This window comes from Corallococcus sp. EGB, assembly GCF_019968905.1.
GTDB lineage: Bacteria > Myxococcota > Myxococcia > Myxococcales > Myxococcaceae > Corallococcus.
In genome coordinates, this window is record NZ_CP079946.1 from 5,502,805 (window position 1) to 5,523,493 (window position 20,689).

At 70.3% G+C, this 20,689-nt stretch carries 15 protein-coding genes; 9 read left to right on the plus strand and 6 right to left on the minus strand.

Annotation, left to right across the window (positions count from 1 at the left end):
• Positions 1–11: 11 nt before the first annotated feature.
• The gene (locus tag KYK13_RS22715) at positions 12–2,066 is read right to left on the minus strand and encodes an ATP-dependent helicase (RefSeq protein WP_223633089.1); all 2,055 of its coding nucleotides are present in this window, start codon (positions 2,064–2,066) and stop codon (positions 12–14) included.
• A gap of 46 nt (positions 2,067–2,112) precedes the next feature.
• Positions 2,113–3,801 carry a HEAT repeat domain-containing protein gene (locus KYK13_RS22720; RefSeq protein WP_223633092.1) on the minus strand — a complete coding sequence of 563 codons (1,689 nt, stop codon included), beginning with the start codon at positions 3,799–3,801 and terminating at the stop codon, positions 2,113–2,115.
• 134 nt (positions 3,802–3,935) lie between these two features.
• Here KYK13_RS22720 and KYK13_RS22725 point away from each other — a divergent pair, with 134 nt between their 5' ends.
• Entirely contained in the window at positions 3,936–4,799 is an 864-nt protein-coding gene (locus KYK13_RS22725) for a CHAP domain-containing protein (RefSeq protein ID WP_223633094.1), read from the plus strand.
• 127 nt (positions 4,800–4,926) lie between these two features.
• Here the strand turns inward: KYK13_RS22725 and KYK13_RS22730 are convergent, their stop codons facing one another.
• The 4 genes from KYK13_RS22730 to KYK13_RS22745 form a co-directional block, all read right to left on the minus strand.
• Entirely contained in the window at positions 4,927–6,117 is a 1,191-nt protein-coding gene (locus KYK13_RS22730; RefSeq protein WP_223633096.1) for a glycosyltransferase family 2 protein, read from the minus strand.
• Between the two features lie 155 nt (positions 6,118–6,272).
• Positions 6,273–8,273, minus strand: a complete 2,001-nt coding sequence (locus tag KYK13_RS22735) for a zinc-ribbon domain-containing protein (RefSeq protein ID WP_223633099.1) — start codon at positions 8,271–8,273, stop codon at positions 6,273–6,275.
• 9 nt (positions 8,274–8,282) lie between these two features.
• Positions 8,283–8,639: a helix-hairpin-helix domain-containing protein gene (locus KYK13_RS22740; protein ID WP_223633101.1), complete on the minus strand. Its 357-nt coding sequence runs from the start codon at positions 8,637–8,639 to the stop codon at positions 8,283–8,285.
• 62 nt (positions 8,640–8,701) lie between these two features.
• A complete protein-coding gene (locus tag KYK13_RS22745) occupies positions 8,702–9,979 on the minus strand; it encodes an aspartate kinase (protein WP_223633103.1) in 1,278 nt (425 codons plus the stop codon).
• Between the two features lie 145 nt (positions 9,980–10,124).
• On the opposite strand from KYK13_RS22745, the gene hutH reads away from it, so the two are divergent.
• From hutH to KYK13_RS22785, 8 genes are all read left to right on the plus strand, one after another.
• Positions 10,125–11,651 carry a histidine ammonia-lyase gene (gene hutH, locus KYK13_RS22750; RefSeq protein WP_223633106.1) on the plus strand — a complete coding sequence of 509 codons (1,527 nt, stop codon included), beginning with the start codon at positions 10,125–10,127 and terminating at the stop codon, positions 11,649–11,651.
• A gap of 152 nt (positions 11,652–11,803) precedes the next feature.
• Complete coding sequence (locus tag KYK13_RS22755; protein ID WP_223633108.1) at positions 11,804–12,838, plus strand: serine hydrolase; 1,035 nt, start codon at positions 11,804–11,806, stop codon at positions 12,836–12,838.
• A 2-nt stretch (positions 12,839–12,840) separates the two neighbouring features.
• Positions 12,841–14,226, plus strand: coding sequence for a serine hydrolase (locus tag KYK13_RS22760; RefSeq protein WP_223633110.1), 1,386 nt, complete (start codon positions 12,841–12,843; stop codon positions 14,224–14,226).
• A 109-nt stretch (positions 14,227–14,335) separates the two neighbouring features.
• A complete protein-coding gene (sbnA, locus tag KYK13_RS22765; RefSeq protein WP_223633112.1) occupies positions 14,336–15,295 on the plus strand; it encodes a 2,3-diaminopropionate biosynthesis protein SbnA in 960 nt (319 codons plus the stop codon).
• A gap of 21 nt (positions 15,296–15,316) precedes the next feature.
• On the plus strand, positions 15,317–16,330 hold the full coding sequence (sbnB, locus tag KYK13_RS22770; protein WP_223633114.1) for a 2,3-diaminopropionate biosynthesis protein SbnB: 1,014 nt from the start codon (positions 15,317–15,319) through the stop codon (positions 16,328–16,330).
• A 70-nt stretch (positions 16,331–16,400) separates the two neighbouring features.
• The gene (locus KYK13_RS22775) at positions 16,401–18,044 is read left to right on the plus strand and encodes a cyclic peptide export ABC transporter (protein WP_223633116.1); all 1,644 of its coding nucleotides are present in this window, start codon (positions 16,401–16,403) and stop codon (positions 18,042–18,044) included.
• A gap of 47 nt (positions 18,045–18,091) precedes the next feature.
• Positions 18,092–19,165 (plus strand): Gfo/Idh/MocA family protein, encoded by a 1,074-nt coding sequence (locus KYK13_RS22780; RefSeq protein ID WP_223633118.1) that lies wholly within the window; start codon positions 18,092–18,094, stop codon positions 19,163–19,165.
• The gene (locus tag KYK13_RS22785) at positions 19,162–20,682 is read left to right on the plus strand and encodes an FAD-dependent oxidoreductase (RefSeq protein ID WP_223633121.1); all 1,521 of its coding nucleotides are present in this window, start codon (positions 19,162–19,164) and stop codon (positions 20,680–20,682) included. The genes KYK13_RS22780 and KYK13_RS22785 overlap by 4 nt, the downstream gene beginning before the upstream one ends.
• Positions 20,683–20,689 lie beyond the last annotated feature (7 nt).

The window sequence follows — 20,689 nt, forward strand, 5'->3', positions numbered from 1 at the left end:
CCGGGTGGGGGCTACAGCTCCCGGTCTGGATCCGGCCCCAGCTCGCGCACGCGGATCGGCCCGTCAGGCTCCGGGGGCGGGAGGGTGTCGCACACCGCGTCAGGCCCCACGGGCAGTTCGGACAGGAAGCGGGACGGGGTGAGCAGCAGCCGCCCGTCCTCCCGGGGCAGCGAGGTGTGGGGGTACACCAGCCACAGCGCCTCGCGGGCCCGGGTGACGGCGACGTAGAAGAGGCGGCGCTCCTCCTCCTCGTTCTCCGGGTCGCGCGTGGCGAGCGACAGGGGGAAGCGCCCGTCCGTGAGGCCCAGCACGAAGACGGTCCGCCACTCCAGCCCCTTGGCCTGGTGGACGGTGGTGAGGGTGAGCGCGTCGTCGGGGGGCTCGCCGTCCAGCGCCGCACGGGCGGAGACCCCGGCCACCAGGGCGATGTCGGACAGGAAGCGGGGGACGTCCTCGAAGCGGCCGGCGAACTCCTGGAGCTGGCGCAGGTCCTCCGCGCGGGCGGCCTGCGCGCCAGGGTCGGCCGGGGGCTCGCGCGCGGCCAGCACGTCCGCGAGCAGCGCGCCGGGACCGCGGGGCCCTCCGGTGGACAGGGTGGTCATCAGAGCCTGGAAGCGCTGGAACGCCGCCTGCGCCTTGCGCGGCACGTGGGCCTGGACATCCGGGTGGGCGAGCGCGTCCGCGAGGGACAGCTCCGGGGGCAGCGCGGCCAGGGCGGTCCACAGGTGCTCCGTGCTGGCGGTACCCACGCCGGGAAGGCGCCGCGCGAGCCGCTTGAAGGCCAGCTCGTCCGTGCGCTGGTGCGCCCAGCGCAGGTGGGCGAGCGCGTCCTTCACGTGCGGCTGCTCGAAGAAGCGCACCCCGGAGCGGACATGGAACGGCAGCCCGTGGCGCGTCAGCTCCAGCTGGAGCTCCAGCGAGTGCAGGTGGGCGCGGTAGAGCACCGCCATGGAGTCCAGCCGCTGTCCCCGGGCGCGCAGCTCCAGGATGCGCTCGGCGACGAAGGCGGCCTGGGCCTTCACGTCGCGGGTGGGCACCACCTGGGGCACCGCTCCGGGCGCACCGTCGGACACGAGCGCCTTGGGGAACTGGCGGGTGTTGCGCGCGATGACGGCGTTGGCCAGCCGCAGCACCTGGGGCGTGGAGCGGTAGTTGCGCGTGAGCGGGTAGATGCCGCAGCCGGGGTAACGCTGGGGGAAGTCGATGATGTTGGTGAACTCCGCGCCCCGGAAGCCGTAGATGCACTGGCAGTCATCGCCCACGACGGTGAGGTTCCTGCGCTCGCCCACGAGCAGGTCCACGAGGTCGCCCTGGAGGCGGTTCGTGTCCTGGTACTCGTCCACGAGCACGCCCTGGAAGCGCCCGGTGAGCTCCGCGCGGACGGACGGGTGGTCCTCCAAGAGCCGCTTCAGGTGCGCGAGCAGGTCGTCGTAGTCCATCAGGTGCAGCTGGGCCTTGCGCTGCTGGAAGCGGCGCGCGGTGGCGAAGACCTCCGGGGCCACGGGGAGCATCTCGCGGCGCCGGTCCACCAGCACCTGCGACACGGGCTGCTGGAGGTTGGTGGCCAGGGAGACCAGGTCCAGGAGCGCGTCCGGGCGCGGGAAGCGCTTGTCGCTCCGGAGCTTGCGCTCCGCCAGGCACGTGGCCATCAGGTCCCGCGCGTCCTCGCGGTCCAGCACCGTGAAGCCGGTGGAGAAGCCCAGCGCCCCCGCGTGCTGGCGCAGGAGCACGTGCGCCGCGTGGTGGAAGGTCCCGCCCATGAGGCTGCCCACGTCCGCGAAGCCGCCGGCCAGCTCCTCCACGCGGCGGAGCATCTCGCGCGCGGCCTTGTTGGTGAACGTGAGCAGCAGCAGCGAGGACGGCGCGACGCCCCGCTCCAGCATGCGCGCCACGCGGTACGTGAGCGTGCGCGTCTTGCCGGAGCCCGCCCCGGCGATGACGAGCACGGGCCCCTCCCCTGCCTCGACGGCGGCGCGCTGCTCGTCGTTGAGCGCGCCGTCCAGGTCCAGACGGCGCGCGGGCGCTCCGGCGGGGACGGCGTGGATCAGCGGCTGGGGGGCGGCCATGGGGGGCTGGGACTCTAACCGCCGCCGCCGGGTGCGCCAGTCCGTCTCAGGGAGGGGTGGATCCAGCCAACCGGGAGGCCGCCGCGGCGCGGACCTCCGGGGACGGATCCCGCTCGCGGGCCAGCTCCAGGAGCAGCGTCCCCACGGTCTTGGGCAGCTTCGCGCTCGCGGCCTGCTGGAGCGCCTGGGTGCGCTCCTTCACCCCCTGAGACAGGCGCTCGGCGACCTGCTGATCCGCGCAGGTGCGCACGCCTGGGTGCTGCTGGCGCAGGAGCAGCTCCGCGTCCGCGAGCTTCGCCTCGGCGAGCCGCACGGCGTCCTGGGCGGTGCGCTCGTAGGTGTCCAGGTCCTCGGGGAACTCCGTCTTCACCTTGCGGACCCGGGCAATGGCCTCGGCCGCGAAGCGCGCGTCCACCACCGCCGCGCAGAGCTGCCGGGCCGACGCCAGGGGCACCCCGCCCTCCGCGGACACGAGCTCCTCGCGCGCCGTCGCCTCGGCCCACACCGCGAGCTGCCGGGCCGCCACCGCCGAGGAGAACGCCTGCTGACGCTGCTCGCGCAGCTGCACCCAGCGCCAGAGCACCAGCGGATCCGTGCCGCCGGACTCATAGACGCGCTGGTACTGGCTGGCGGCCTGCTCCAGCTGGCCGTTCAGGTCCAGGAGCGCCGCCACGGTGATGTAGAGCTCCGGGCTGCTGGCGCGCTCGCGCAGGGTCTCCAGCCGGGAGGCGACCTCGTAGCCGGCCACCGGGGCGGGCAGCGCGGAGAGCACCGAGCGCAGCGATGAAAAGGCGTACTGGCGGATCAGCGGGTTGCGCGCCGTGCGCAGCGCCTCCAGCAGCGGATCCACCGCGCGCACGGAGACGTGCTGTCCCAGCTCCTCCGCGGCCTGCCAGCGGTCCAGCGGATCCGGCGCCACGAGCGCGCGCTTCAGGTCCTCCAGGTCGCGCAGGTAGTGGCCCGGCTGCATCGCGCGGGCGGCGGGCTCGGCGCGGGAGAGCGCCTCCTGCTCAGCGCGGGCGCGGGCCAGGCGCGCGGGGAAGTCCGTCAGCCTGGGCCCCAGCGGGTGGGTCTTCACCTTCGCCTCGGCCTCGTCCACCAGGCCGGAGACGAGCAGCCCCTCCACCTCCAGCCCCAGCAGCCTGACGCGAGCCTCCTCGCGGTGCGCGCCCGCGGGGAAGTCGCGCAGGTAGGTGAAGAGCTTCCCGGCGTCGCTGGCCTGGGAGAAGGACGCGTCGTCCAGCTTGCGCTCCAGCGCATCGCGGCGCGCGCCGGCGGACTCGCCCTGGAGGAGCTGGCTCACGCGAAGGGGATCATCGGTCGTCTGGAGCTCGCGCTCCTGGGCCGCCTGGAGCCGGGCGCGCGCCTCGTCGCGGTGCGCGCCGTCGGGATGCTCGGCGAGGAACTGCCGCCACGCGGCCTCCGTGTCCGTCTCCTTCGCCGCGTTGAAGCGCAGGCCCTCCAGCAGCGACTGCGCCCGCTGCCGCTGCGGCGCGTCCGGGTACGTCTCCAGGAAGCGCTTGTAGGCGATGACCGAATGCAGCCGCTTCGCCTCGTCGAACTCCAGCCCCTCGATGCGCCCCTGGGCCGTGGTGGCTTCGGGGTCATCCGGGTGATCACGCAGGAAGTCCTGGTAGGCCTTCACGGTGTCCTGCTCGGCGGCCCTTTCGAAGGACATGTGCGAGCAACCGGTGGCCAGGAGCGCGAGGGCGAGGACGCGGCGGAAAGTGGGCATTCGCCTCCAGCAATACCCCACCCGCCCCCGCGCGAAAACCCGAGCCGCTCCGCCCGGTTGCCTGGGTGGTTTTCTTGCCTACACGGACCAGCGGAGGGAGCCTCCGTCCCAGGACGCTACAGGACGAGGTGGCCATGAAGCTGGGCGCGTGGATGGCGATGCTGGCGATGATGACGGGCTGTGCGACCGGGTCGCCCATGGGGGCCTGGGTGGCATCGGATGCCGTGCGCTACCGCTCCGCCTCCCCGCCGGCCTTCCCGCGCGCCGCGCTGTCCGAGGAGGTGGCCGTCCGCGAGAGCGCCCCCGCCGGGCGTCCCGCGAAGACGACGGTTCCGAGCAGGAAGGCCCCGTCGATGGCGAAGGCCCCGGCCAAGGCTCCTGCGAAGCCGCGCGTCACGCCCGCGAAGCAGGCGGCGCCGAGTCCGGCCCCCGCGGACAATCCCCGCGAGCGAGTGCTGGCCACGGCGCGCGCGCTGGTGGGGCAGTCCTCGGTGCAGGTGGACGGCAAGCGCTATCCGGCGGACTGCACGGCGCTCATCGAGGCGACGTACGCCCAGGCGGGCGTGAAGTTCCGGGGGACGCTGAAGCCCGGGGACAACGGCGTCACCGCGATGTACCGCTACGCCCGGGCGAACGGCCGCGTGTACACGGAGGGGCGCCCCGTGCCGGGCGACCTGGTGTTCTTCCGCGAGACGTATGATCAGAACCGCGACGGCCGGCGCAACGACGGGCTCACCCACGTGGGCCTGGTGGACGGCGTGGACGCGGATGGCACCGTCACCGTCATCCACCGGGTGAAGCGCGGCGTCGTGCGCTACCGGATGAACCTGGCGCGCCCGCACCTGCCCCGGGATCCGAAGACGGGCGAGGTGCTCAACGACATGCTGCGCAGCCCCGCCCCCGGCCAGCCGCACGTGCTCACCGGCCAGCTCTTCGCCGCGTTCGGCAGCGTGCTGCCCTCGGGCCCGGTGAAGCCCATGGCGGTGGCGGCCCGGTAGGGGGCCCTGCCCTCGCGGTCCCGCTGAAGAAGAAAGCCCGCCGGTCCCATCCGTGCGCTTCCGGAACCAGCCGGAGCGCCGCGGGGAACCGGCGGGCCTGGACTGCTCAAGGCGTTGCAGCTCGGGTCTACGTGGAGGTCGGCACGCGGGCGGTGCGGTCCCACGCGGCGCGCTGCGAGTTGCGCAGGAAGCGCCAGAAGCCCACGGCGATGGCCGCGTTCATGGTCACGAAGTAGTACGCGATGGACGTGGCCTTCTTCGCCACGCCGCGCTTGAAGACGCCGGAGCGGCCCAGGTACGCCAGGGCGTAGAAGCCCAGCTGCGCGCCCAGCGTGAAGCGGTAGAACAGGCTGTCCAGCAGGAACAGGTTCGCGAGGAGCGCCACCGCCATCAGCGCGGGCGCGCACCAGCGCAAGAGCTTGTGCGACCAGAAGGCGAACGCGGCGAAGCCCGCCGTGGGCAGGAGCAGCCCCGGCACGAGGCGCAGGCTCTGGAAGTTGCCCGCCGCGATGCGCGCGCGCCGGCCGAACTCCTTGTCGTAGTCCTCCGTCGTCTCCTCGTGGGCGACGGCGCCCTCCTCGTAGACGACCTTGTAGCCGCTCTCCAGGATGCGCAGCGGAATCACGAAGTCATCCACGATGGTGGACGGCGGCAGCTGCGTGAAGAGCGAGCGCCGGATGGCGTAGAGCCCGCCGTTGGCCCCCACCACCGCGCCGCGGCGGCCCTCGTACATCTTGATGAGGGACTCGTAGCTCCAGTAGGCGCTCTCCTCGTAGTCCTGCTTCGTGGGGTTGTAGAGGCGCAGCTTGCCGCAGACAGCCCCGACCTCCGGATCCTCGAAGTGCCGGACGATCTTCCGGACCGCGTCCGGTTCGATCATCGTGTTCGCGTCCGACAAGAGCACGATGTCGCCGTGCGCGGACGGGATGCAGCGGTTGAGCACCGTCGTCTTGCCGGCGCGGGGCGCGGGCGACAGGCGCACACGGGCGTCCGTGCACTGCTTCACGAGCCCATCCGTGCCGTCCGTGGAGCCGTCCGAGCCGATGACGACCTCGAAGCGGTCCGCCGGGTAGTCCAGCGCCAGGCTGTTCTTCAGCTTCGCCTCGATGCAGTCCGCCTCGTTGTAGGCAGCCACCACCAGGCTCACCGAAGGCTGTGGCCCGGCCATGCCAGCCGTTGGCACGCCCTCCCCCCTGCGCACCTTCCGCATGTTCTGGAAGACCTGGGCCGCGCCCTCCAGGGCGAACAGGACCAGTGGATAGAGAAAATACGTGTGCACCAGCGCCAGCGCCGCGCACCAGAAGAAGACCTCCGCCATCGACCTGCCCTCCAAACCCCGAGTCCTCGTCGCCCCGCAACGAAGCAAGGTGCGTGCCCGGATGCCCAGAGGGATTTCAGGGCGAGGAGCCCAACGAGCCCCTGGGCAGGACTGGAGTTTCTCCAGGGTAGGCCGGGGGCGATCCGGTCAACGCTTCAGGGCGAGGGTTCGGCCGCGGCGGTCTGAGCGAGCATGCGCTTCGCCAGTTCATGCTTGGGGTTGAGGGCCACCACCTCGTCCAGCAGCTTCCGGGCCGTGTCCGGGTCGTTCAGGCGGATGGCCAGACGGGCGCCCAGGATGAAGGCGCGCAGGAGGAGCCGGTCCTGCGTGCGCAGCGCCTCCAGCTCCTGGGAGACGGTCTTGAGGGTGGCGGCGGGCGAGCCGGAGCTGAGGGCGTACTCGGCGCGGGCCATGACACTCCAGGAGGTCGCGGTCTCCACGTGGCGCAGGCGCTCCGCGAGGGCCAGGGCGTTGGGGGCGGCGGTCACCGCGGCATGGAGCGCCTGGGCCTTGATGCGCGCGGCGACGGTGGCGGCGGGCTCCACGTCCGGAGCGGCCCGGAGGGTCTCGATCAACGCGTCGAGCACCTTGCGCCGCTCGGCGATGTCGGTGCGCAGCGGCTGCATGGCGCGCTCCAGCTCGCGCTGCTCCTCGCGGAGCGCGTTCGCCTGGGTCAGCCATTCCGGCGACCCGTGCGCGCTGCTGCCCTCGGCCAGCTGCCGTTTGACCGCGTCCGCCTGGATGCGCAGCCGGTCGAACTCCGCGTGCAGGTCGCTCAGCTGGAGGGTGTAGGCCACGGCCAGCTCGGCCTGGACCTCGGCGTACTGGGGGTGGGCGGTGGCCAGGGCCTTGAGGCTCTGGATGGCCTGCTCGCGCTCGGGGGCGTCATCGCGGCGAAGGAGCATCACGGCTTCGTCCTTCTTCGCCATGGCCTCCTGGGGCATGGCCGCGTTGCGGTCACGGAAGGCGGGATAGGCCAGGTACCCGGCCAGGATGACGCCTGCCACCACCGCGAGCACGATGAGCACCCGGCTCAGCGTCGAGGGCCGATGCGAGCCGTCCTCCATGACGACCGAAGCAGTGCGGGACGAAGCCCCGAGCAACTCGGGAGGCAGCTCGCCCGAGTCCTTCCGCGCGGGAAGCGGCCGCTCCAGGCCGTTCCCGAGGAGGGATTCGCCAGCAGGAGACACCGCGGGCCTGGAGGGCCCCTCGGTGCGGGCGAGGGGCGCAGCGTCGCCGGGCAGCGGGAGGGCCCCGGTCGGCGCGGAGCCCGCCCAGGGCGTCTCCGCGGGCTCCCCCGAAGGCGAGATGTCCGCGAACGAGCGGGGAGCTGCACGGGGCGCGGAGGACTCCGAAGGGCCCGGCACCGCGCCGAAGGCCTGCGTCGGACCACGGGCCTCACCTGGACCCGCCACCGCACCGAACGCGCGCGTTGAGCCGCTGCCCACCTCCGCCGTGCCTGCGGGCGAAGGGCCTGACACCGCGCCAAACGCACGGGTCGACCCAACGTCGGCGGCAACTGAAGGCGCGGAGCCCGACACCGCGCCGAACGCACGCGTCACGCCTCCCGCCTCCGCGCCACGGGATGACGAGCCGGGCTCCGCGAGCCGGAACGACCCCGAGGACGACGCCGAGACCGCACCGAACGCGCGCGTCGTCGCGCCAGGAGCCGCCCCTGTCCCCTGCTCCGCCAGGGCCGAGGGAGGAGCCCCCACGCCGGGCCCCACCGCCCCGAAGGCACGCGTCGTCCCCATCACCGCCGACCCCTGCGCACCCGACGGCACAGCCCCCACCGGCGGCGCCGCGACCGGCGCGATGGCCGGAGGCGGAGCAATCACGCCCGACGAAGACAGAGAGCCCGAAGGGGGCGTCGGCTGCGGAACGAAGGAGCCCGACGCCGTGGTGGAACCCGCGAACAGATGCGTGGACTTGAGCCCGGAGGTGCTCTCACCGCCGAAGATCTGCGTGGACGACTGCGTGCCCGTCCGCTCGCCCCCACCCGCCGGAGGAACCTTCGGCGCGGGAGGCATGACGCCAGTGGGCGACGCCATGAACACGTGGCCACACCGCGTGCACTGCACCGAAGCACCGCCAGGAGGCAGGAGTCGGGCATCGAGCACGTATTGCATCGAGCATTGCGGGCAGGAGAGCTGCACCGGCCGTGCTTACCACACGCCCTGACGGGCCGCCGCCGCGTCCAGCACGGTGGCCGCCCGGAGGGTCTCCAACTTGGCAGCGCCCACGCCGGGCACCGCATCCACGTCCTCCCAACGGGTGAACCGGCCCCGCTCCTCGCGGGCCTCCACCAGCCGCCGGGCGAGGTCACGGCCCACACCAGGCACCAGGGCCAGCTCGGACTCGGAGGCGGCGTTGAGGTCCAGCTTGAGCCCCAGCGCGAGCGCCTGGGCCCCCATGGGCACCGCTCCCGGGCCACAGGTGGCGAGGCCCGCCGGGTCCAGGCGCACGGCCTCCGGCGGGCAGTCGAGCGACGGCCGTGAATCCGGCCACCGCGCCCGGGCCATGAACCCCAGGGCGAGCAGCCCCAGGGACAGCGCCGCGAGCGCGGACGTGCGCCCGAAGCGCTTCAGGCCTTCTGCCCCTTGAGCGCGTCCACCTCGGACACGGTGGGGTTGGCCTGCACGGGGGGCGGCGCGTCCAGCCCGAAGGCCGTGTGCAGCGCGCGCACCGCCAGCTCCGTGTACTTCGTGTGGATCACACAGGACGTCTTGATCTCCGACGTGGAGATGAGCTGGATGTTGATGCCCTCACTGGAGAGCGTCTGGAACATCTTCGCCGCCACGCCCGAGTGGTTGCGCATACCCACGCCGACGATGGACACCTTGGCGATGGCGTCATCCACTTCAATACCGGTGGCGCCCACCTCCTGCGCGGCCTGCTTCACGACCTCGTGGGCCTTGGAGAAGTCGGACTTGGCGACGGTGAAGGTGACGTCGGTGCGCCCGTCGCGGGACGGGTTCTGCACGATGAGGTCCACCACGATGTGCTTCGCGTCGAGCGCCCCGAAGAGCTTCGCCGCGGTGCCGGGCTGATCCGGCACGCCCACCACGGTGATCTTCGCCTCGTTCCGGTCGTAGGCGACCCCTCGAACCAGCACGTCCTCCATGGATGCGTCCTCCTCGCAGACGAGCGTGCCCGGATCCTCGGTGAAGGAAGACTTCACCCACAGGGGCACCTTGTACTTCATGGCGAATTCAACCGAGCGGATCTGCAACACCTTGGCGCCCAGGCTGGCCAGCTCCAGCATCTCCTCGTAGGTGATGCGGTCGAGCTTCTTCGCGGCCGGGCAGACGTTGGGGTCGGTGGTGTAGACGCCGTCGACGTCCGTATAGATTTCACACGCGTCGGCCTTGAGCGCGGCGGCCAGCGCGACGCCCGTCGTGTCGGAGCCACCGCGGCCGAGCGTGGTGACGCTGCCGGACTCGTCCACGCCCTGGAAGCCGGCGACGACGACGATCTTCCCCTGCTTCAGCGCGGCGCGGATGGGCTCCGCGTCGATGCTCTTGATGCGCGCCTTGGAGAAGGTGCTGTCGGTGACGATGCGCACCTGGTGGCCGAGGAAGCTCACGGCCTTGCCGCCCTGCGCTTGGATGGCCAGGGCGACGAGCCCGATGGACACCTGCTCGCCGGTGGCGACGACGACGTCCTGTTCACGCTCGTCGGGCCGGTCGGTGATCTGCGACACGAGCTTGAGCAGGCGGTTCGTCTCACCAGACATGGCGGAGACGACGACCACGACGTCATGGCCGGCTTTCTGGGCGGCGAGGCAGCGGCGCGCGACGTTCTTCATGCGCTCGGTGTCACCCACCGAGGTACCGCCGTACTTCTGGACGATGAGGGCCACGGGGCTTGCGACCTCCCTGCACGGACGCGCACGGGCTATATGAGCGCCGGGGCCCGGGTGTAAAGGGCCCTCAACCTGCCTGCCGCGAATCCGCTAGCGTTCGTGGCCCAACGATTTCAAGCCGCATTCCCGGAGTAGCCAGAACATGTCCCGCACGCGCCTCCTCATCGATGGTGACACCCTGAAGCTGGAGGAGATCCTCCAGGTCTCCCGCCACGAAGTCACGGTGGAGCTCGCCCCCGAAGCCGCGAAGCGGGTGCAGGCCTCCCGGGCGCTGGTGGACCGGGTGGCGGCGGGAGACACGCCGTCCTACGGCATCAACACGGGCTTCGGGACGCTGGCGGAGGTGCGCATCGACCGGAAGGACCTGCGCGACCTGCAGCGCAACCTCATCCTGTCGCACGCGTGTGGCGTGGGGAATCCGCTGCCGCTGCCGGAGGCGCGGGTGCTGCTGCTGCTGAGGGCCAACGTGTTGGCGAAGGGCTTCAGCGGCATCCGGATGGAGACGCTGCAGCTGGCCATCGACATGCTGAACCGGGACGTGGTGCCGGTGGTGCCCGAGCGGGGGAGCGTGGGCGCGTCCGGAGATCTGGCCCCGCTGGCGCACCTGGCGCTGGTGCTGATTGGCGAGGGCGAGGCGTTCTTCGAGGGCGTGCGGATGCCGTCGAAGCAGGCGCTGGAGAAGGCGGGCCTGAAGCCGGTGGTGCTGGAGGCGAAGGAAGGCCTGACGCTGATCAACGGCACGCAGGCGATGTGCGCGGTGGGCACGCTGACGCAGCTGCGGGCGGAGCTGCTGGCGGACGTGGCGGACATCGCGGGAGCGATGACGGTGGAGGGCCTCCTGGGCAGCCACAAGCCGTTCCTGCCGGAGATCCACGCGGTGCGTCCGCACGAGGGCCAGAAGGCGGTGGCGGAGCACCTGCGCCGCATCCTGAAGGGCAGCGAGCTGGTGGAGTCGCACGTCAACTGCAGCAAGGTGCAGGACCCGTACAGCCTGCGGTGCATCCCGCAGGTGCACGGCTCCGCGCGAGAGGGATTGGCGTTCGCGCGGCGCATCCTGGAGGTGGAGGTGAACAGCGGGACGGACAACCCGCTGGTGTTCGTGGACACGGGGAACATCATCTCCGGAGGCAACTTCCACGGTCAGCCCATCTCGCTGGCGATGGACGTGGTGGCCATGTCGCTGACGCAGCTCTCCAGCATCAGTGAGCGCCGCGTGGAGCAGATGGTGAACCCGAGCCTGTCGGGTCTGCCCGCGTTCCTGGCGAAGAACTCCGGGTTGAACTCCGGGTTCATGATTGCCCAGGTGACGGCGGCGGCCCTGGTGGCCGAGTCGCGCATCCTGAGCCACCCGGCGTCGGTGGACTCCATCCCCTCCTCCGCGGGCCGCGAGGACCACGTGTCCATGGGCATGACGGCGGCGCTGAAGGGGCGTCAGGTGTCGGAGTTCGCGCGTTCATGCCTGGCGATTGAGTTGCTGGTCGCGGCGCAGGCGCTGGACTTCCGTCAGCCGGTGAAGCCCGGCAAGGGCGTGCTGGCGGCGTATGAGCTGATCCGCGGCAAGGTTCCCCACATGGACCGGGACCGCGAGCTGCATCACGACATCTCCGCCGTCACGGCGCTGGTGGAGTCCGGGGCGATCCGCGAGGCGGTGCGGTCGGCCACGGCGTAACGACATTTGTAAGCACCCTCCGCAATCGGGGGGACTCCCTCAACGTATCCGGGACGCTGGCCCCCCTGGGCCGGGTCCCCACGTCGAGGAGCCGCATGTTCGTGAGTCCCCTGAAGCGAATCTGCCTTGGGCTTCTGGCTGGCCTTTGCTGCGTGCTCCCGGCTCACGCGGGCGAGCCAGGAACGCTGGAACAGGTCCGGAAGTTCGCCGCGGATGCGCACTTCAACGGCGTCGTGCTGGTCGGCAAGGGGACGCGCGCGGAGTTCGTCGAGGCGTTCGGGGTCGCGGACGCTGACGCGAAGAAGCCGCTCCAGCGGAACAGCCGCTTCTTCGTGGGCTCCGTGAGCAAGTGGCTCACGTCCATCGTGGTCCTGCGGCTGGTGGATGAAGGAAAGCTGGCGCTCGACGCGCCCATCCTCACGTACCTCCCGGAGTACCGCGCGGACACAGGGAAGCAGATCACCCTGCGCCACCTGATCAGTCATGGCAGCGGCCTGCCCAATGGGATCATGGACGCGGCCAAGAAGGACCCCAGCATCGAGCGTGAGACACGGCCCCTGGCCGAAGCCGTGACCCGGTACGCGAGCGGCGACCTGGTGTTCCCCCCGGGCTCCCGCTTTGACTACAACATCACCAACTGGATCCTCGTGCAGGCCATCGTGGAGCGGGTTTCCGGGCAGCCCTATGCTCAGCTCGCCCAGCGGCTGGTGTTCAAGCCCCTGCGCATGGCGGACAGCGGTATCTCGGCGGGTGAAGCCGGAAACGTTCCGAACCTGGCCCTGGGCTATCGCTCGCTGGAGCCCACCAAGGTGGAGCGTCGCGTGTACACGCTCCCGAACTATCTGCTGACCGCCGGCGGCTTCTACAGCACCGCCGACGACATGCTGCGCCTGAACCACGGCGTGCTGTCGGGAAAGCTCCTGTCACCCGCGTCCAGGAAGGCGCTGCTGACCATCGAGCGCCCCGAATCCAACTATGCGCTGGGCGGTCGTGTCCGGACCTTCGAGGGCGCTCGGACCGTCGCGACGAACGATGGAACGTGCGGCGCCTACCGCACCGTCTCCTGGCGCGGCCTGGATGACGGCCGGACCGTCATCCTCCTGAGCAGCCTCCGGCCCGATGACGAAAAGCTCTTCGCCTTCGCCGAATCGATCCTCGGACTTCAGAGCACCAAGAAAGAGAACTGATCATGACGCTTCAACGATGGGGTCTGCTGCTTCTCCTGGGGTTGTCACAGTCGGCCTGGGCCGCACCGGACAAGGTGGATGCGCTCCTGCGCGCGGAGATGGCTCGCAATCACATTCCCGGGGCCGCGGTCGCCGTGGTCCGTGATGGCAAGGTCATCAAGCTCGCGGCCTACGGCACGGCGAACCTGGAATGGAAGGCCCCGGCCAGCACCCGCACGGCGTTCCAGATTGCCTCCGGAACCAAGATGTTCACGGCCGTGCTCCTGATGGACTTCGTGGGCCAGGGAAAACTCCGACTGGAGGACCGCGTCTGTCAGTACATCACCGACTGTCCTCCCGCCTGGAAGGACATCACCCTGCTCCACCTCGCCAGCCACACCTCGGGTCTACGGCCTGGCCCCGTGGACGCGGACATCGCCAGCGTCACGGCCGCGATCGATGCGGCGAAGAGCGCCCCGCTTGCGTCAGCCCCCGGCGAAAAGAACGCTTACGGGTCGGACGACTTCGTCCTCCTCACCCATGTCCTGGAGAAGGTCGGCGGCGCCCCCTACGAACAGCTCCTGCGCGACCGCATCCTCACGCCCCTGGGCATGACCCACAGCGGCTTCGACCATGCCACCCCCACCGAGGCTCATGTCGTCCTGACCAGCGACGTCGTCACGGAGCGTTCGGCGACCTATCAATGGCGTACGGACCACCAGCAGCAGTACTGGTTCGTGTATCCGCCCTACACGCTGTCGGCCGGCGGCCTGTTCTCCTCCGTGACGGACATGTCCCGGTTCATGGCCGCCCTCATGAGCGACAAGCTCTTGAACGCGGACCTGCGCTCCGCAATGTGGACGCCGCCCACGCTCAATGCCGGCAAGGTCAGCAGCTTCGCGGTGGGATGGACCGTGGGCCAGTACCGGGGGCGTCGCGAGGTCGCCCACAGCGGCGGGCCTGCACTCTCCGACACCGTCTACTACCCGGACGACAAGCTGGCCGTGGTCGTGCTTACCAACCAGCGACGTCTGAGCCCCGCGCTCGCGCACGCCGTGGCGAGTCTCTACCTGTCCCCTCCTCCCTTCCTCAACGAGCCCGGCATCACAGACGCCACTCCCGAGCGGACACAAACCCTGAAGGAGCTGCTGCCCGCACTGCTCGCAGGCAAGGCGGACGCCCGCCACTTCACCGGCACCGCGAAGGACTCGCTCGCGGACCTCAACGAGTTGCTGCCCATCGCGCTCGGCGGACTGCCTCCGCTGGGCCGCCTGATCCTCCTGGAGGACTCCGCGGATCACCTGTCACGGACCTACCGCGCCATCCATGGAAAGGACCAGACGCTCCGCTGGGTCGTCCGCTTCGATGAGGCCGGACGAATCTCCGAGGTGGAGCCGAGTGACGAGTGACGTCTTTGGTCACTCCAGTCCGCCCCCTGTGACAGAAAATGCTACTCTTTCACGAATTACTAACGAAAATTGACTTCCTGGCATTAGATGGCTGACGCTAGCACTCACCGTGCTAGCCCGACCTCTCATCGAGCGAATCGCCTCCCTGCAGCTCGTCCTGAAGGAAACACCCACGGTGCGGCTGCCGTGGGAAGGGCTGGACCTCCACGCGAAGCTGGAAGGCCAGAATCCGGTGGGCAGCCTCAAGGACCGGCCGGCGCTGTGGGTCCTCAAGCGCGCCGCTGAACGAGGGGAGCTGCACGAGGGCTCCACCATCGTGGAGTCCTCCTCCGGCAACTTCGCGTCGGCCCTGGCCACGTACGCGAAGCTGCTCGGGCTGAAGTTCATCCCGGTCATCGATCCCAACATCACGCCCGGTTACGAGTCCTTCCTGCAGCGCACGTGCGAGCAGGTGGTGAAGGTCACCGAGCGCGACGACATGGGCGGCTACCTCAAGACGCGCCTCGACAAAGTGAGGGAGCTCTGCGGCAGCATCCAGGGCGCCTTCTGGCCCAACCAGTACGGCAACCCGGACGTCATCGAGGCGCACTACTGGCTCACGGGCGAGGAGATCCTCCGGACGTTCCAGCGGCTCGACTACGTCTTCGTCGGGGTGAGCACGGGCGGAACCATCGCGGGCGTGTCCCGCCGGCTCAAGGAGGTGTTCCCCTCCATCCGGGTTGTCGCGGTGGACGCGCAGGGATCCGTCATCTTTGGCGGCACGGCGGGCAAACGCTTCATCCCGGGGATCGGCGCCAGCGTGCGGCCGGAGCTGGTCAACCACGCGCTCATCGATGACGTGGTGCTCGTGCCGGAGCACGAGACGGTGCAGTGCTGCCGGGAGCTGCTCCTGCAACACAACCTGCTCGTGGGCGGCTCCTCGGGTTCGTGCTTCGCGGCCGTCAAACGCTACCTGCCGCGCTTCCGCGAACTGCCCACGCCTCCCACCGTCCTCTTCCTGTGCGCCGACCGTGGGACGGCCTACCTGGACACCATCTTCTCCCCCTCCTGGACCGCGCGCTTCTCCTGAGTCCTCGCGCTGGATGCCCCCATGGCCTTTCCCTTCAACGTCATCACCGGCAAGACCGTCCACTCCATCATCCAGGGCGCGACCCAGGAGTGCGTGGACCACGTGCGGGACGCCTACCTCGCTCACGAGCAGAAGCAGAGCGTCAACCCGGACAGCTACTTCCTGCGCTTCCCCGAGAAGCCCCGCGACCGGATCATCGCGCTGCCGGCCTACCTGGGCGGCGACACCAACGTGTCGGGCATCAAGTGGATCGCCAGCTACCCGGACAATGTCGCCAAGGGCTTTCCTCGCGCCTCCGCGGTACTCCTGCTCAACGACTCCGAGACGGGCTACCCCTTCGCGTGCCTGGAGAGTTCCATCATCTCCGCGGCGCGGACCGCGGGCTCCGCGGTGCTCGCGGCGGAGTGGCTCAACGGCCGGAAGCGCCAGGTGCGCACGCTGGGCATCGTGGGCAACGGCCTCATCGCCCGCTACATCTACACGTTCCTCATGGAGCTGGGCTGGGAGGTGGAGGAAGTCCTCCTGCACGACCTGGTCCCCGAGGAGGCCGAGCGCTTCTCCAAACGGTCGTGCCGTCCGGAGCGCCACCGCGCCATCCGCTGCGAGAAGAAGCTGGAGACCGTGGTGCGCTCCAGCGACCTGCTCGTCCTGGCGACCGTCGCCGGTACGCCCTACATCCGCGACGCGAGCCTGCTGGCGCACAACCCCATCGTCCTCAACATCTCCCTGCGGGACCTGGCTCCCGAGCTGCTCCTCGCCTCGCACAACATCGTCGACGACGTCGAGCACGTCATGAAGGCCAACACGTCGCCTCACCTCGCGGAGCAACTGAGCGGCGGGCGGGGGTTCGTGACGGGCACGCTCGCCCAGCTCATCCTGGGCCGCTGCCAGGTGGACCGCACCCGGCCCATCATCTTCTCGCCCTTCGGACTTGGCGTGCTGGACCTGGCGGTCGGCAAGTGGGTCTACGACGTCGCCGTCGCGCGTGAGGAACACGTCGCGGTGAACGACTTCTTCTGGGAACTCACCCGCTGACGCCCCATCGCGAGCGGGAGGGAAGGCCTCCTTCCGCCGCTGGGGCGGTGCCACGCCGCAGAGGCCCTCCATGTTCTCCCTGCTGTCGCTCCTGCTGCGTCGCTCCCGGTCCTCGATGGTCGCCATCGCGGTCACGGGCATCTTCTCTGGCCTGTGCAACAGCGCCCTCCTCGCGCTGGTCAGCCATGCGCTGGGCACGAACCAGTCCACCCTGAAGACGATGCTCGTGGGCTTCATCGCCCTGAGCGTGGGCGTGCTGGTGGGCAACACCGTGCCGGAGCTGCTGCTGGCGAAGGTGTCCCGCGACATCACCGCGGAGCTGCGGCTCAAGCTGGGCCGCGGCATCCTCGCGGCGCCCTACCGGCGCTTGGAAATCATCGGCAAGGGGCCCGTGCTCGCGGCGCTCTCCCAGGATGTCCAGGCCATCGTCAACATCGCCTCGAAAATCCCCGGGCTCATCGTCTGCACGACCATCGTGCTCGGTTGCCTGGGGTACATGGCGTGGCTGTCGCCCCGCGGGATGACGCTGGTCCTGCCCGCCATGGCGCTGCTGGTGATCTTCTACTACTTCGCGACCCGCAAGATGGTCCCCCTGTGGCGCGAAGAGCGCGACACCCAGGACGACCTGTTCCGCGAGCAGCAGCAGGTGCTGGACGGCATCAAGGAGCTCAAGCTCCACGGGCCGCGCCAGCGTGAGTTCATGGACGAGGACTTCGCGCCCGCCGTGGAGCGCGTGCGGCACAAGGGCTTGCAGGCGGCCATCAGCGTCGCGCTGCTCAGCAGCTTCGTGCACTTCTTCACCTGGCTGGTGCTGGGCGTGATGCTGTTCGGCGTCTTCGCCCTCAGCGCGCACGACACGGACGCCACGCGCGGCTACGTGCTGTCGCTGATGTACATGTGGGGGCCGTTCCGCGGACTGCTGGAGGACGTGGGGCGCTGGCCCCAGGTGAGCATCGCGCTCGACAAGCTCCAGCAGTTGGAGCTTTCGCTCACCGAGTCACTCTCCGAGGAGACGTCCGCGCCCACCCCGCTGGGACTGCCCGCCAACGGGCGGCAGGAGGTGGTCGTCGAGTCGGCGACGTACGCGTTCAGCGACGCCGTGGAGGAGGCCGCGTTCCGCGTGGGCCCCATCGACCTGGCGCTGCGCTCCGGGGAGCTGGTGTTCGTAGTGGGCGGCAACGGCAGCGGCAAGACGACGATGGCCAAGCTGCTCACGGGGCTCTACACGCCCCGCTCCGGGCGGCTGCTGTGGAACGGCGTGCCGGTGACGGATCAGAACCGGGGCGCGTACCGCAACGCGTTCTCCGCCATCTTCACCGACTTCCACCTCTTCGAAAACCTGCGCGGCGTGGACCCCGCTCACATCCAGGGCCGTGTGCAGGAGTATCTGCGGCTGTTCGAGTTGGACACGAAGCTCCAGGTCGTCAACGGTCGCTTCTCCACCACGAGCCTGTCCACCGGCCAGCGCAAGCGCCTGGCGATGGTCGTCGCGCTCCTGGAGGACAAGCCGTTCTACCTCTTCGACGAATGGGCCGCGGACCAGGACCCCGAGTTCCGCGAGGTCTTCTACCGCAAGCTGCTTCCGGAGCTGGCCGCGCGCGGCAAGGGCGTGCTCGTCATCACGCACGACGACCGCTACTTCCATCTCGCGCACCGGGTCATCAAGCTCGAGCTCGGCAAGACCGTTCCGCTGGCGCCCGCTTCGGCGGCGTGAGGCCTCCGCATGCGCCACGCCTCCCGCTCCCAGGCCCCTGACTTCCGATGAGCCGCCCGATCCCACTCCTGCTGCTGGGAGCCGGTTTCTCCCGGGGCGCGCACGTCCCCGCGCTGCGCGGGCTGGGCGGGGCGTTCCGCGTCGCGGGCGTCTTCAGCCGGACGCGCGCGAAGGCGGAAGGCGTGGCGCGCGAACTGCCAGGGCCGGTGGAGGTGTTCACGGAGCTGGACCGTGCGTTGGAGATGGCGGGGATTGAAGCCGTGGACGTGGCGCTGCCCATCCTGCCGGCGTCGGACGCCATCGCGGCGGCGTTGGGCCGGGGCCTGCACGTCTTCAGCGAGAAGCCCATCGCCGAGTCCGTGGAGCGTGCCCGGGCGCTGCTCACGCTGCAGGCTCCGCGCCCGGAGCAGGTCTGGTACGTCGCGGAGAACTTCCGCTTCTGGGAGACCGCGTGGCGAGTGCGGGAGCTGATCGGCTCCGGGGAGATTGGCACGCCGCTGCTCTGCCACTACCCGACGCTGGTCCCCATCAAGTCCACGCAGTGGTTCCAGACACCGTGGCGCCGCGAGCCGGGGTACGCGGGCGGCTTCCTGCTGGATGGCGGAGTGCATGACATCGCGGCCCTGCGATTGATGTTGGGCGAGGTGGCGCACGTCAGCGCGTTCGTGCGCGGGGTGGATCCGGCGCTGCCTCCGGCCGACACGCTGGCCGCGTCGCTCCAGTTCGAGAGCGGGCTCGTGGCGAACTACTCCGTCAGCTACGCGCTGGAGCCGGTTCGCCTGACGCCGTGGAGCGTGGCGAAGGCGCTGCTCTCCGGGGCCGAACGGCCCGTGCGCGACCGCTTCGGCCGCAAGCACATCGTGGGCACACACGGGTCCATCTTCTTCATGCATGACCGCGTGGAGCTGGTCCGGGGACTGAATCGGACCGTGTTCAAGGTCCGCTCGGCGGACACGACGGTGCGGCAGTTCGAGGACTTCTACGCGGGGGTGCGCGCGGGCCGCCCCATCCGCAACAGCCCCCGCGAGGCCCTGCACGACCTGGCGGTCATCGAGGCCTTGCTCACGTCGTCCCGGGAGCGCCAGGTCATCAGGCCGGTCCGGATGGAGGACTTGTCATGAGTCCCCGTCCTCGCAGCTGCGATGTGGTGATCATCGGCAGCGGGCCCGGTGGCAGCACGCTGGCGCATGGCCTCTCCCGGCGGGGGGCTCGGGTCCTGGTGGTGGAGGAAGGAGACTTCCTGCGGCCGGATCCCTCGCGGGAGGACGCGAGCATCCACATGCAGGAGTTCATGCAAGGGCCGCAGCCAAGCTTCGTGGGCGGACCGTCGAAGTTCTATGGCGCGGCGCTCTACCGGCTGCGCGAGCAGGACTTCCAGGCCACCGCCACGGAGACCGGCGAGTCCCCCGCGTGGCCCGTCCGCTACGGCGACCTGGAGCCGTTCTACGACGAGGCGGAGCACCTCTACGCCGTGCGCGGCTCGACGCACGAGGATCCCTCCGAGCCGCCTCGCTCCCGCCCCTTCCCGCACGGCCCCATCGAACACGAGCCGTACATCGCGCCCATCGTGGAGCGCCTGCGCGCCCAGGGGCTGCCCGTCTCGTACATCCCCAAGGCCGTGGACGTGGGCCCCGGCGGCAGGTGCATCCTCTGCGCGCGGTGCGACGGCCACTACTGCCAGCGCGACGCGAAGATGGACGCAGAGGTCGCCGCGCTGCGTCCCGCGCTCGCGACAGGGCGGGTCCAACTGCTCACGCGGACCGAGTGCCTGCGGGTGCTCACCACGCCCGATGGGCGCCGGACCACGGGCGTGCTGCTGAAGCAGGACGGCGAGACGTGGGAGGTGGACGCGGACGTGGTGGCCGTGTGCGCGGGCTTCGCCCGGACGCCGTTGCTCTTGCGGCGCTCACGCAATGACGCGCACCCGGAGGGCATTGGCAACGCCAGCGGGTGCCTGGGCCGCTACCTCGCGGGCCACACGGCGGGGCTGCTGTTCCCCATGCGCGGCCTGGAGCGCGTGCCGGACCTGCACCAGAAGACCTTCGCCATCAATGCCTTCTATGGCCCCACCGCGGAGTGGCCCTACCCGCTGGGCGTCATCCAGGCCGCGGGCCAACTGCCGCTGTGGAAGAGCGTGCCCGCCGTGGCGCGCCCGTTCGTACGCTTCATCGTCGAGCGCAGCGTGACGTGCTTCCTGATGACGGAAGCCGTGGCGAGCAGGGAATCCGGCTTCGTGTTCCAGGGCGAGCAGATCGTCCGGATGGAGCCTCCGCGGCCGAACGTGAAGACGTTCCGGCGTCTGCGGCGCATGGCGATGGACATCTTCAAGAAGGCGGGCTTCCCCGTCGTGCTGGCGCCCCGCAGCCCCGCGGACCTGTGGCACCTGGTGGGCACGGCGCGCTTCGGCGAAGACCCGGCCACCTCCGTGTTGGATCCTCACTGCCGCATCCACGGGATGGACAACCTCTACGTCGTCGACTCGTGCTTCCTGCCCTCCGCGGGCGCGGTGAACACGACGCTGACGGTGATCGCCATGTCGCTGCGGGTGGCAGAGAGCATCGCCGCCCGGGTTCCCCCTCGCGCTTCCCTCCCCTCCGTTCCATCCACGCGCCCCGCGCCGCCCCGTCCCCAGCCATGACCGACCG

Excerpts from the sequence above, each read along its gene's own strand:
- KYK13_RS22740 (WP_223633101.1), bottom strand. The coding sequence starts at position 8,639 with ATGGCCCGGGCGCGGTGGCCGGATTCACGGCCGTCGCTCGACTGCCCG.
- KYK13_RS22780 (WP_223633118.1), top strand. The coding sequence starts at position 18,092 with ATGAGCCGCCCGATCCCACTCCTGCTGCTGGGAGCCGGTTTCTCCCGG.
- sbnB (WP_223633114.1), top strand. The coding sequence starts at position 15,317 with ATGGCCTTTCCCTTCAACGTCATCACCGGCAAGACCGTCCACTCCATC.
- KYK13_RS22715 (WP_223633089.1), bottom strand. The coding sequence starts at position 2,066 with ATGGCCGCCCCCCAGCCGCTGATCCACGCCGTCCCCGCCGGAGCGCCC.
- KYK13_RS22775 (WP_223633116.1), top strand. The coding sequence starts at position 16,401 with ATGTTCTCCCTGCTGTCGCTCCTGCTGCGTCGCTCCCGGTCCTCGATG.
- KYK13_RS22760 (WP_223633110.1), top strand. The coding sequence starts at position 12,841 with ATGACGCTTCAACGATGGGGTCTGCTGCTTCTCCTGGGGTTGTCACAG.
- KYK13_RS22725 (WP_223633094.1), top strand. The coding sequence starts at position 3,936 with ATGAAGCTGGGCGCGTGGATGGCGATGCTGGCGATGATGACGGGCTGT.
- KYK13_RS22720 (WP_223633092.1), bottom strand. The coding sequence starts at position 3,801 with ATGCCCACTTTCCGCCGCGTCCTCGCCCTCGCGCTCCTGGCCACCGGT.
- hutH (WP_223633106.1), top strand. The coding sequence starts at position 10,125 with ATGTCCCGCACGCGCCTCCTCATCGATGGTGACACCCTGAAGCTGGAG.
- KYK13_RS22730 (WP_223633096.1), bottom strand. The coding sequence starts at position 6,117 with ATGGCGGAGGTCTTCTTCTGGTGCGCGGCGCTGGCGCTGGTGCACACG.
- KYK13_RS22785 (WP_223633121.1), top strand. The coding sequence starts at position 19,162 with ATGAGTCCCCGTCCTCGCAGCTGCGATGTGGTGATCATCGGCAGCGGG.